The organism is Gimesia chilikensis, assembly GCF_008329715.1.
GTDB lineage: Bacteria > Planctomycetota > Planctomycetia > Planctomycetales > Planctomycetaceae > Gimesia > Gimesia chilikensis.
On record NZ_VTSR01000005.1, the window covers coordinates 381,165 to 394,452 of the forward strand.

Sequence of the window (13,288 nt, forward strand, 5' to 3'; positions counted from 1 at the left end):
ACATTTGCCTCAGCACCTCACGGGGCACTGATGAATGTAATCAAACTGTGTGAATTTTTATGCTTGATAAACCAGGCGACTATTTGGGGCGCTTGGTTCCGTAACGGCTACGTGCCTGACGACGATCATTGACGCCCAGGGTATCCAGAACGCCACGAATCACTTTGTAACGCACACCAGGAAGGTCGCGAACGCGACCACCACGCACCAGCACGATCGAGTGCTCCTGCAGGTTATGACCTTCACCGGGGATGTAAGCCGTCAGTTCCTTGCCGTTCGAAAGACGAACACGGGCCACTTTACGCAGAGCGGAGTTCGGCTTTTTCGGGGTCACTGTCTTGACCTGCAGACAAACCCCACGCTTCTGAGGGCAACCTTCCAGCAGCGGAGTCTTACTCTTAGAGGTCTGCTTCTTTCTTGGCTTACGAATCAATTGATTAATTGTTGGCATCGAGATAACCCATCTTCGTTCAATGCTTGAACTTCAATAATAACTTCTATTTACAGGCAGCCATTGTAACAAATGACCACTATTATATGCAATTAATTCCCTGTTGCCAGAGTTAGGAACGGAACAATGTATCCAGCCTGCAGGCATCCGTCAAGTCTCACGAATCTCTCAATTCGGGATCTGAGACAAAGTGAATTTTCCTGGCAGACCAGATACGCTTCCTTCATTCCTTTACTCGTCAAAAGGGTTCGGACTGGGGCTCGGCGGGGTGCTGTCCAGGGAAGAATCAGAGCCCCCCTGTCCATACTCTTCCGAATCCTGCCCACCGCCCAGCGGAACCGGCTTGTCGGGCTGCACTTCGTTCAACAGGCTCATCCGTGCTGCCAGAATCCGCTCTTTTTCGGCCTTCAGTTCTTCCAGAGCCTCGGGACGAATCCGAACTTCGGCAGTCTGGTGCTGATAGAACCCGGTACCGGCAGGAACCAGGTGACCCAGAATCACGTTTTCCTTCAGACCAACCAGGTAGTCGACCCGACCGGCCAGAGCCGCTTCGGTGAGCACCTTGGTGGTTTCCTGGAAGCTGGCTGCAGAGATGAAACTTTCACTCTGAACCGAAGCCTTGGTAATCCCCAGCAACTGCGAGCTGGCCGAAGCCGGACGCGGCTTGGAGAAGCTGGCAGGTCCCTGACCGGCCAGTTCTACCTGGGCATTCACTTCTTCGATCGTCGCCAGAGGTACCAGGTCGCCTGGCTGGAAGTCAGTATCGCCGGAATCGACGACCTTCACGCAGGCACTGGTTTCTTCATTGATCTTCTGGAAGGCCAGTTTATCCAGCACGATGCCCGGCAGCAGATTGGTATCACCCACATCTTCTACCAGCACCTTACTCAACATCCGGGAAATAATGATTTCCAGATGCTTATCGTCAATCGTCACACGCTGTGCACGATACACGTTCTGAATTTCATGCAGCAGGTACTGCTGAACGGCCTCGGTACCACTCACACGCAGAATGTCGTGCGGAACCAGCGGACCACGCACCAGTGCGTCTCCCGCTTTCACCAGGTCGCCGGCGTGTACCAGCAGGTGCTTACCGTGAGGAATGACATGCTCAACTTCGGTGCCGTCTTCCCCGCGGACAATCACGATTCGCTTACCACGTTTCTTCTCAGGAACGAACTCGACTTCACCGTCGATTTCCGCGAGAACCGAAGGATCCTTTGGACGACGGGCTTCGAACAGTTCGGTCACACGCGGCAGACCACCGGTGATGTCCTGCGTACCGGAAGATTCACGGGGGTTCTTCGCGACCACCGTACCAGCGGTGATCTGCTGACCTTCTTCCACTTCGATACTTGCTTTTTCAGGCAGGTAGTAGAAGTCCAGAATCTTGCCTGTACCATCTTCGATGATGATCTGCGGATGCAGTTCCCCTTTGTGTTCGATGATCGAACGGCGAATGTGACCACTGGGGTCCTTGTCGGTGCGGATGGTCTTGCCTTCCACACACTCTTCGAAGCGGACGCGACCGCCCACTTCCGCCAGGATCGAAATCGAGTGCGGGTCCCACTGACAGATGACCTGGCCTTCAGCAACATCATCCCCTTCAGCAACACGCAGGGTTGCACCGTTGGGAATGGTGTAACGTTCGAGCTCACGGCCCTTCACATCGTTGACCACCACTTCACCGTTTCGAGTCAGTACAACGCTCATACCTTCGTTGTTGACCACGGTCCGGATACGGGCAAATGTAACTTTACCGGCACGACGGGTCCGAATTTCGCTTTCTTCCACTTCACGGGAAGCAGTACCACCAATGTGGAACGTACGCATCGTCAACTGAGTACCAGGCTCACCCACACTCTGGGCAGCGATGATACCCACGGCCAGACCCTCTTCGACCAGCGAACCGGTGGAAAGGTCCATCCCGTAACACAGACGACAGATCCCCAGCGAAGATTCGCAGGTCATCGGGCTGCGTACCTGGATCTTTTCCAGACCCATGCTTTCAATCCGACGGGCGATGTCCACGGTGATCATCTCGTTTTCACGCACGATCACTTCGTCGGTAATCGGATCGACGATGTTCGTCCGGCTGACGCGACCACGGATCGCATCGGTCAGACTCATTTCGACCTTTTCACCACGGTAGACCACACCACGGGTCATACCCTGGGTCGTACCACAGTCGTGCTCGGTGACAACCACGTTCTGACAGATGTCTGCCAGCTTACGTGTCAGGTAACCTGAGTCCGCTGTTTTCAGAGCGGTGTCAGCCAAACCTTTACGGGCACCATGGGTCGAACTGAAGTATTCCAGTACGGTCAGACCTTCACGGAAGTTCGCCTTAATCGGCGTTTCGATGATCTCACCACTCGGCTTGGCCATCAGACCACGCATACCACCGAGCTGACGCATCTGTTCGATACCACCACGAGCACCAGAATTCGACATCAGATAGATCGGGTTCACATACTTCCCGCCTTCACGATAGTCGTTTTCCAGCTCGTGCATCATCGATTCGGTAATCTGCTCACGAGCGTGAGTCCAGGTATCGAGAACCTGGTTATAACGCTCTTCAGCAGTAATCAGACCACGATCGTACAGCTTGTTTTTCTGCAGAACGGTCTTTTCCGAATCCCCGATTACCTTCGCCTTATTCGGCGCGGTTTTCAGGTCGCTGGTTGCGAATGACAGACCACTGAGCGTTGATTCCCGGAAACCGGTTTCCTTCATCTTGTCGAGCAGGTTGATCGTTTCGCGACGACCCAGCTCCAGATAACAGTCGGAAATCACGTTCGAAAGGTCACGCCCCTTCATCGTCAGGTTGTAGTAAGCCATCTTCTTGGGCAGAATGTCATTGAAGATCACACGACCGGTGGTCGTTTCAATCAGACCGCCCATCTTGAAGTCGTCGGCCCCTTCCCCTTTGATCCGTTTGTCAGAAGGCATCCGGACCTTGATGATGGCATGGCGATCCAGCTTCTTCTGCTGGAAGGCGGCGTGCACTTCACCCACATTGGAGAAGACCATTCCTTCCCCGACCCGCTCTGTTTTCTTGAGCGTCAGGTAGTAGCACCCCATCACGATATCCTGAGAAGGACGAATGATCGGTGCCCCGTCGGAAGGACTGAAGATGTTGTTGGTTGACAGCATCAGAGTTGTGGCTTCTACCTGAGCTTCGATGGACAGAGGCAGGTGAACCGCCATCTGGTCGCCGTCAAAGTCAGCGTTGAATCCACCACAGACCAGCGGATGGACGCGGATCGCGTTTCCTTCCACCAGAATCGGCTCGAAGGCCTGAATCCCCATACGGTGCAGCGTGGGAGCACGGTTCAACAGCACCGGATGGTTTTGAATGACTTCATCCAGGATGTCCCACACGTCCTCGTCTTTACGTTCCAGCATCCGCTTGGCGGACTTGATCGTATCGGCGTGCCCGCTGTCTTTCAGACGACGGATAATGAACGGCTGGAACAGTTCGAGTGCGATCTTCTTGGGCAGACCACACTGATGCAGTTTCAGTTCCGGCCCCACCACGATCACACTACGGGCAGAGTAGTCAACACGTTTACCCAGCAGGTTTTCACGGAAACGTCCCTGCTTACCTTTGATCATGTCGGTCAAAGATTTCAGCGGACGGTTGGAAGAACCAAGCACGGGTCGCTTACAGCGGTTGTTGTCGAACAGAGCGTCGACAGACTGCTGCAGCATACGCTTTTCGTTACGCACGATTACTTCCGGTGCGTTGAGGTCGACCAGCTTCTTCAACCGGTTGTTCCGGTTGATAATGCGGCGATACAGGTCGTTCAGGTCACTGGTGGCGAAGTTGCCGGAATCCAGCAGCACCAGCGGACGCAGATCCGGAGGAATCACGGGAATCACTTCCAGCACCATCCACTCGGGACGGTTGTCACTGTCACGCAGTGATTCCACAATCTTCAGACGCTTGATGTAGTCCTTGCGTTTCTGCTGGCTGTTGGTTTCAAACAGATCCTTGCGGAGCTGTTCGGAGAGCTCAACCAGGTTCAGGCTCATCAGCAGTTTCTTGATCGCTTCGGCACCCATTTCGATTTCGAAGGAACCGGGGCCGTACTTGGCCTGATTCTGCCGAGCTTCCTCTTCGGTCATCGTCTGGCACATTTCGAGCGGGGTGTCGCCCGGATCAGTTACCACGTAATCCTGGAAGTAAATCACTTTTTCCAAGGCGGTGGTCTTCATATTCAGCAGAGCACCCAGGCGGCTGGGCATGGACTTGAAGAACCAGATATGCACGATCGGTGCTGCCAGCTCGATGTGCCCCATACGCTTTCTCCGCACACGACTGTGGGTCACTTTAACACCACAACGGTCGCAGATCATGCCCTTGTACTTCATCCCCCGGTATTTACCGCAGGCACATTCCCAGTCTTTTTCCGGCCCGAAAATACGTTCGCAGAACAGACCATCCCGTTCGGGACGGTAGGTTCGATAGTTAATCGTTTCCGGCTTCTTGACTTCTCCGAAGGACCAACTCCGAATATCGTGTGGACTGGCCAGACCGATTTTCACGGAACCGTAATCGTTAATTCGCTCGTAAGCTGTTTGTGCAACACTCACTGTGCACGCTCCTTATTTTCTGAACTATGTATGATCAGAGTTTGATCATGAAAAGAAACCTCACCCGGGCAACACGTCTCATCACTGAGCACGCATCAGGTAGGGTTCTTTTCCAGTTGTAGATTCAAACCAAGTCCACGAATTTCGTTGTTAAGCACGTCGAAGCTGGCGGGCGTTCCGGCTTCGAGTGTGTTTTCTCCATTGACCATCGATTCATAAATCTTGGTCCGGCCTTCCACATCGTCACTCTTAACAGTCAGCAGTTCCTGCAGAATGTAAGCGGCACCGTAAGCTTCCAGAGCCCAGACTTCCATTTCCCCGAATCGCTGACCACCAAAGCGGGCTTTACCACCCAGAGGCTGCTGCGTAATCAGAGAGTAAGGACCGGTAGAACGGGCATGCACTTTGTCATCCACCAGGTGGTGCAGTTTCAGCATGTAAATCTGACCGACGGTGGTTTTCTGCTCGTAAGCTTCGCCGGTACGACCATCGTACAACTGGGCCTTCCCGTCAGCAGGCAGACCAGCGGTATCCAGGTATTCCTGAATCGAAGTTTCCAGAGCACCATCGAATACCGGACAGACAGCACGGAAGCCGTGCTTCTCGGCAGCCCAACCCAGGTGGGTCTCCAGAATCTGTCCCACGTTCATACGACTCGGAACCCCCAGCGGGTTCAACATGATGTCGATCGGAGTTCCGTCTTCGGTGAAAGGCATATCTTCAATCGGCAGAACTTTGGAGATCACCCCTTTGTTACCGTGACGCCCAGCCATCTTGTCACCCACGGAAATCTGACGCTTGGATGCCACGTAGACTTTGACCATCTGCAGCACGCCGTTTGGCAGTTCTTCGCCACGCTTCATGCTGTTGATCTTCTGGTCGCAGGTATCGATCACATCTTCGACATTGGACCACAGATTTTCGATCACAGCACGGCAGTCGGCTTTCTTCTGCGGGCTGCGAATATCCAGGTTATCCAGGTGTGACAGGAAGTCGTGAGCATACTGAGAGACGAACTTGTCTTCGGTAATTTCACGAATCTTACGACCATCATCGTCAACCAGAGGCTGTCCCAGAGCCGATTCGAATTCCTTGAGAAACTCGCGGAATTCAGCGGCCACCTGTTCGTGTCCTTCTTCCTCGACCTTCTTCAGATCTTCGTCGTACTGCTTCCGTTCGTAGTCAGTCAGACTCATTCGACGGGCAAATTTCTCAGTGTGAATCACAATCCCTTCGACACCACTGGAAGCTTCGAGTGATTCGTTCTTCACGTCTTCACCCGCACGACCGAAGATCGCGTGCAGCAGTTTTTCTTCCGGTGTCAGTTCAGCTTTGGCTTTCGGAGAGACTTTACCAACCAGGATATCACCCTGGCGGACGCGGGTACCAACTTTGATAATCCCGTCTTCTCCGATGTGACGCAGTGCCTTTTCGCTGACGTTGGGAATGTCACGCGTGAACTCTTCACGACCCAGTTTGGTTTCGCGAATTTCCACATCGAATTCGTCGATGTGGATCGAGGTGTAGACGTCTTCTTTCACCAGACGCTCAGAAAGAATGATCGCGTCCTCGAAGTTATATCCATCCCATGACATAAACCCGACCAGCACATTCCGCCCCAGAGAGAGCAGCCCGTCTGCAGTCGCAGCACTGTCACAGAGAATCTGACCTTTCTTGACCTGGTCACCCACTCTCACGCAGGGAGTCTGGTTCAGACAGGTCCGCTCGTTAAGGCCTTCGTATTTTCGCAGACGATATTTCTTGCCGTCTACTTCCACACGGTTTCCGTCCACATAGGTCACCTTTCCGGCTTTCTCAGCCCGGACGACCATCCCCGAGTTCTGCGCGACAGCTGCTTCCATGCCGGTTCCCACCAGGGGAGGCTCGGCAATCAACAGCGGCACAGCCTGCCGTTGCATGTTAGAACCCATGAGTGCCCGGTTCGCATCGTCGTGTTCGAGGAACGGAATCAAACCGGCGGAAATCCCTACCATCTGTGCGGGGTCGACGTCAATGTAATCCACGGCACTGGCGGCAATCCAGACCACGTCATCCCGGAAACGGGCCATCACGCGATCTTCAGTGAAGCGACCTTTCTCCACGGGAGTATCGGCGGGAGCCACGTGCACTTCAGCCTCTTCATCGGCTCGCATCCAGTGCACTTCGTCGGTCAGCTTACCGTCTTTCACATAACGGTAAGGCGTCACGAGGAAGCCGTAATCATCGACCTTTGAGAAGATACTCAAACTGGAGATCAGACCAATGTTGGTACCTTCAGGAGTCTCAATCGGACAGATACGGCCGTAGTGAGAAATGTGAACGTCACGCACTTCGAAGCCGGCACGTTTCCGGTTCAAACCACCCGGTCCCAATGCACTCAGACGACGTTCGTGAGTCAGCATGGACAGCGGGTTCGTCTGGTCAACCACCTGCGAGAGTTCACTTCGACCGAAGAAGAAATCGATCGCAGCGGAAACACTCTTGGGATTGATCAGGGTCCGTGGAGACATTTCTTCCACGTCCTTCTGAGTCATACGTTCCTGCACGGTTCGACGCAGCTTCAGGAACCCTTTTCGGATTTCATCAGAAGCCAGTTCATCGATGGTTCGCAGACGACGGTTACCCAGGTTGTCGATGTCATCGACATACGCAGAAGAATCACCGACCCGCAGACGGACGAGATAGCGGATCGAGTTGATGAAGTCTTCCGGACGCAGGGTCATTTCGGTGTCAGGCACATCCTGCTTGAATTTCCGGTTGATACGGAAACGACCGACACGACCCAGACGATAACGGTTGACGTCAAAGAATTTTTCTTTGAACAGGTCAATCGCACGCTCCAGCTGAGGAGGGTTACCTGGACGCAGACGGGAATAGATTCGCAGCAGTGCTTCTTCGTGAGTAGCAGTCGGATCTTCGGCAATACTCTGCAGAACCAGCAGGTCATTAACTTCATCGACGACTTCAACTGTCTTCAGAGATGATTCGGTAATCTCTTCGGCCAACTCTTCAGTGATGGTGCCACAGCAGTCCAGAATGATCTCACCACACCGATCGTGACCAGCAGGATAAATCACATCTTCAGCAACGATCTTACCGACCAGCTTTTCGGCTGCATCTTTGTTGATCTTTTCTGACTTGGTTTCATAGAACAGTTTCACCAGGTCGGTGTCAGAAGAGTAATCTTTCGACATCGCCCGCAGCAGAGTCATCGCAGAGAACTTACCACTCTGGTCGATCCGCACACCCAGTGTGTCTTTCTTACCAACCACGAGTTCGATCCAGCTGCCACGCTCTGGAATCACGCGGCAGGAATATTCTTTCTTCTCACCAGGCTCTGAGCTGAGTACGAAGTCAACACCGGGAGAACGGTGCAGCTGACTGACGATCGCACGCTCGGCACCATTGATGATGAATTCTCCACCACCGATCATGACAGGCAGATCACCCAGGTAAACTTCTTCTTCGATCGGCTGCTCTTTCACCAGACGCAACCAGACGCGGAAAGGACGTCCGTAGGTCAGACGCAGCTGACGGCACTCGGTCGGAGTGTAACGAGGTTTTCCCAGTTCATACTTCACGTATTCCAACTGGTACTGTCCCTGATAACTCTCAATCGGGAAGACTTCACGAAGGATTTCTTCCAGGCCCTGGCTCTTGCGCTCACGGGGAGACTTATCGGCCTGAAGGAAGTTTGCATAGGAATCCGTCTGAATCTGTGTCAGATCAGACAATTCAAAGCTATGCTCAATGGTACCAAAATTCTTAACAGTTTGAGTGGGAATCGTTCGCTGTGCTGGAATCGGCATTAAGATGATCTTTTCTACTTACCTGGTGCCAGATGTGGAATTACTCCGCGCAGACCGCTCACGCGGCTGAAAGGAGCACTTGCCATGGATAGCGAGGAACCGCAGCGCGTACCTCGAGAGAATACAGCCCCGACTGCTGCATGAAAAGCGAATCGCTCGACGAAATTAAAGCCTGGTAAATCGCTCAATACTACTTTGCTATTCAAAAGAGAGTACAATGAGTCGATTGCTTAGACCATATGGGACTGACACGATGACTGATCGAAGCAGATAACTAAAGGAAACAAATCTATCAGCAACAAGGACATGCAACCAAGTGAGGTAGTCCTGAATAACAATAAACAAAAAAGCCAGCCTGCGCAACGACATACTATCGCACCGCAACCTGCAGGCTTTTATTCTAAACTGTCAAACAGCACACTTCAATTGCACGCAGAAAAAAACCATATAAATGTACATAGTAACACAAGACTAACCTGTGCCAAAGCAAGCTTCAGCACAGGTTAAATCCAGATGGCTTTTTCCTCAGCGACGATTTACTTAACTTCAGCGGAACCGCCTGCTTCTTCAACTTCCTTAACCAGAGCTTCAGCATCTTCCTTGGAGACGCCTTCTTTCAGCGGCTTAGGAGCACCTTCTACCAGTTCTTTGGCTTCCTTCAGACCGAGGCCTGTGGCGCCACGAACGACTTTAATAACCGGAATCTTGTTGTCGCCGAATCCGGTCAGAATGACGTCGAATTCAGTCTTTTCTTCAGCAGCTTCACCGCCACCGTCTCCACCACCAGCGGGGCCAGCCATCATGACGGCGCCACCGGCTGCAGCTTTGATTCCATGAACTTCTTCGAGGTAATCAGCCAGTTCTTTAGCCTGGAGCAGAGTCAAACCAGCAATTTTGTCGCCCAGTTCTTTGGTTTCTTCACCAAATTCAGTTGTTGCTTCGGCTGTCGCCATCTTCTCTTTCCTTTCGCACGAATGCGTAAAAAAAATCTCTCAATAGTGTAAATCAAATCAACGCCGCTACGTCACTACGGTCGTTGCTACAAATTTTTGAATATCCGCCTCAGGGAGAGACAGACCGGCCGTCTATCCTTCTTCGCCTTCGGCGATCGACTTGATCTGTCCGACCACGGTTCCACCTGGCCCTTTGAGTGTCGCTGCCAGCTGTGAACCAGGTCCGAGGATTCGACCGACAATGTCTGCGATCAGTTCCATACGACCAGGGCTCTTGCTCAGCTTGGTCACATCATCAGTGGACAGAGAGGTTCCCTCTGTCAGACCACCCTTGATGTCGAGCTCCTGGATTTCCTTAGCCCATTTGCTCATCTCTTTAGAGAGCTCAACGATATCCTCGCCACCCCAGACCAGAGTTGAAGGTCCCTTGAGAACCTCTTCCAACCCCTCAATGCCTTTATTGGCAAACGCCCGTCGAGCGAGTGAGTTCTTGACTGTCAGAGCAGAGAGCCCTTTTTCCTGCAGTTTGATGCGGAAACTGTTATCAGTAATCGCATCCACTTTTGCAGAATCTATCACGACGAAGTCGCGGACATCGCCGATCTGGGATTCAATCTCCGAGATGATCATTTCTTTTACAAATTTACTCATTGGATCTCTTCCAGCTTGTTAAACGCCGAAAACAGCAATATGTGATGTTATATAAAATCTGTCAGGATTCGACGCTCCCCATTACAGGGCAACAGAAATCCCCGGGCTCATGGTTGCCGAAACGGCGACGTTTCTCACATAAGCACCTTTGACTGAAGAAGGACGCAAGCTGTCCAGATACTTCAGCATCGCCTGGATATTTTCGATTAACTGAGCTGGTTCAAACGACATCTTGCCAACCCGGCAATGCACGTTTCCACCAGCGTCGACACGAAATTCGACTTTACCAGCTTTGTAATCTTTCACTGCAGTTTCCACATCCTGGGTAACTGTACCAGCACGTGGTGAAGGCATCAGACCGCGGGGTCCAAGCACACGACCGAGCGGACCAACCACACCCATCATGTCGGGAGTGGCGATCGCAACGTCGAAGTCGAGCCAGCCACCTTTAATTTTGTCAGCCAGATCTTTACCACCAGCGGCATCTGCACCAGCAGCTTCGGCAGCTTCCAGATTGGCGCCCTGGGCGAACACAACAACTCGCTGTGCTTTACCAATTCCGTGTGGAAGAATAATGGAACCACGCACCAGCTGATCTGCCTGGCGGGGATCAACACCCAGACGCACAGCCAGTTCTACAGTCTGATCCATTTTGACCGGCTTGATAGCAGCTGGCAGATCGCTATCCAGCGATTTCAGCGCCCCTACAGCCTCTTCCAGACTGACAGTGCCGAGACCTGACAGCTTTTCATTGTAATGCTTTGTTCGCTTGGATTGTTTTCCCATGACTCTTTTATCCGGTAAACGTGCTGTTTGTATTGATGAAATCTGATAGTACTTAAGGGCAGCCTGCCGCCCGTTTCAGATTATTTTTCGACTTCAATGCCCATGCTGCGGGCAGTTCCGGCAATAATCTTGGCAGCCTGATCGATGTTTGGTGCATTCAGGTCTTCGAACTTGGTCTTGGCGATTTCCTTCAGTTGATCAACGGTCACTTTGCCGACCTTGTTCTTCTTAGGGTTCCCTGCCCCTTTAGCAACCTGAGCAGCCTGCTTGAGCAGAACCGCAGCCGGAGGGCTCTTCAGAACAAAGTCGAAAGAACGATCGTTAAAGATACTGATCACAACAGGAATAGTCGTTCCCGCCATATCCTTGGTACGCTCGTTGAACTGCTGCACAAACTGTCCAATGTTGACACCGTGTGGACCCAGAGCTGTACCAACTGGAGGAGCCGGGGTAGCCTGACCACCGGGAATCTGAACTTTTACTTCTGCAACAAGCTGCTTAGCCATTTTGACCGACTTTCAAAACACTTTATAAACAGGTGAATCAAATATATCTTTTTAATGCCGAGTCAGGAGACCCGTCACACTTTTTCAATTTGCCAGTATTCCAGCTCTGAAGGTGTTGGACGGCTGAAGATCTCAATCAGAACCGTCACTTTACCACTGGCTTCATCAATGGCATCAATCGTGCCTTCAAAGCCTTCAAACGCACCATCTTTAATTTTGACAACATCGCCTGTCTGGAAATCCAGCTTAATTTTGACAGGTGTTTCTTCCTTGGTCTCTTCACGACCCAGCATGCGGGAAATTTCATGTTCCTGCATCGGAATCGGCTGACCAGCGGCCCCGGTAAAGTCGCCAACGCCATTCGTTGACCGCACCAGATACCAGCTGTCATCATTCAACTCCACCTGGATCATCAGATAACCAGGATAGAGCTTGCGTTCATAAACGCGTTTCTTACCACCTTTTGTTTCAACTACTTTTTCTGTGGGGATGATAATTTCCCCAAAGTACTCTTCCAGGCCGTCCCGCTTAATTCCCCGCAACAGGGCATCACGAATCGATTTTTCGCGGTTGCTTTGTACTTTCAGTACGTACCACTGCCGCTTCTCTGATCCCTCCGAATTTTCAGAGGTTGGTTCAGAACCCGAATCATTACTCATGAGACACCTTCAATCAGACCTTCGACGACAACAAAAGCCCTGATTTTACTCGAATGCGACAAACAAAGAGACCGCCAAAACCGGAATCGCCCATAATGAGCAGGAAGACCATTTTATTCAAGAAGCAGAGATCAAAAAATCTCTGTTATTCGCTGAATGCCGGCCACGTCCTGCTTCAAATCCTGAGAAAGCCGATCAACTGGAAGAGGGCCTGCCAGAACAAATCGAATGCCAGCAGCAGAAACGCCAACAGAAACATGACCACAATCACGACTGTCGTTGAACGCCACAGCTGCTCCTTGGTTGCCCAAGTCACTTTGCTTACCTCGGCTTCCACCGAAATCAGGAAGTCAGCAAACCGGGGAAAATTCACCAGACGGTATGCCAACCATGCGGAAATCACGACCACTCCGACCGCAATTCCCTTCTGCAGCCCTGCAGACATCCCCAGGGGCAATACGTTATACAGCGAATAGGCGCCAAAAATCGCCACGGCCACCAGACCGATCGCAGTCAACTGACGCACCAGGCGCCCCTGATTCCTTTTATATAAACCACCACTAACCAGAGTGGCAGAAAATGCTTGTTCCGTTTTGGATTTAGCCATGAGACCGACTTACTAACTACCAGATACCTATGGTGTGAACCACTGGAACCGCAAACCTGTTTTCCTGAGCCGACACTCGACCGAAACCCATTCAGCCAAAGTCGACATCAACAGTAAAACTTTCATAAACACGGGCGGAGGGACTTGAACCCCCAACCGCTGGATTTGGAATCCAGTGCTCTGCCAATTGAGCTACACCCGTCCACAACATTGAACTGACCAAACAGATTTGACCACCGGAAGTAACTCGAAACAACGCACACCAGC

Annotated in this window: 9 protein-coding genes and 1 tRNA gene; all 10 read right to left on the minus strand. The window is 52.0% G+C overall.

Features of this window, described 5'->3' with window-relative positions; translation table 11 throughout:
- Nucleotides 1-79 precede the first annotated feature (79 nt).
- Complete coding sequence (gene rpsL, locus FYZ48_RS05810) at nt 80-451, minus strand: 30S ribosomal protein S12 (protein ID WP_145114887.1); 372 nt, start codon at nt 449-451, stop codon at nt 80-82.
- Between the two features lie 231 nt (nt 452-682).
- Nucleotides 683-5,050: a DNA-directed RNA polymerase subunit beta' gene (gene rpoC / locus FYZ48_RS05815; protein ID WP_149338411.1), complete on the minus strand. Its 4,368-nt coding sequence runs from the start codon at nt 5,048-5,050 to the stop codon at nt 683-685.
- A 95-nt stretch (nt 5,051-5,145) separates the two neighbouring features.
- On the minus strand, nt 5,146-8,859 hold the full coding sequence (rpoB, locus tag FYZ48_RS05820; RefSeq protein ID WP_149338413.1) for a DNA-directed RNA polymerase subunit beta: 3,714 nt from the start codon (nt 8,857-8,859) through the stop codon (nt 5,146-5,148).
- 536 nt (nt 8,860-9,395) lie between these two features.
- Complete coding sequence (rplL, locus tag FYZ48_RS05825; RefSeq protein ID WP_145044997.1) at nt 9,396-9,812, minus strand: 50S ribosomal protein L7/L12; 417 nt, start codon at nt 9,810-9,812, stop codon at nt 9,396-9,398.
- Between the two features lie 132 nt (nt 9,813-9,944).
- Entirely contained in the window at nt 9,945-10,463 is a 519-nt protein-coding gene (gene rplJ, locus FYZ48_RS05830; protein WP_149338415.1) for a 50S ribosomal protein L10, read from the minus strand.
- Nucleotides 10,464-10,544: 81 nt separating this feature from the next.
- Nucleotides 10,545-11,249, minus strand: a complete 705-nt coding sequence (gene rplA, locus FYZ48_RS05835; RefSeq protein WP_149338417.1) for a 50S ribosomal protein L1 — start codon at nt 11,247-11,249, stop codon at nt 10,545-10,547.
- 80 nt (nt 11,250-11,329) lie between these two features.
- Entirely contained in the window at nt 11,330-11,755 is a 426-nt protein-coding gene (gene rplK / locus FYZ48_RS05840; RefSeq protein WP_149338419.1) for a 50S ribosomal protein L11, read from the minus strand.
- Between the two features lie 74 nt (nt 11,756-11,829).
- Nucleotides 11,830-12,414, minus strand: coding sequence for a transcription termination/antitermination protein NusG (nusG, locus tag FYZ48_RS05845; protein WP_145045005.1), 585 nt, complete (start codon nt 12,412-12,414; stop codon nt 11,830-11,832).
- A 175-nt stretch (nt 12,415-12,589) separates the two neighbouring features.
- Entirely contained in the window at nt 12,590-12,940 is a 351-nt protein-coding gene (secE, locus tag FYZ48_RS05850) for a preprotein translocase subunit SecE (RefSeq protein ID WP_232102070.1), read from the minus strand.
- 210 nt (nt 12,941-13,150) lie between these two features.
- Nucleotides 13,151-13,223: transfer RNA gene (locus FYZ48_RS05855), tRNA-Trp, on the minus strand.
- Between the last annotated feature and the right edge of the window lie 65 nt (nt 13,224-13,288).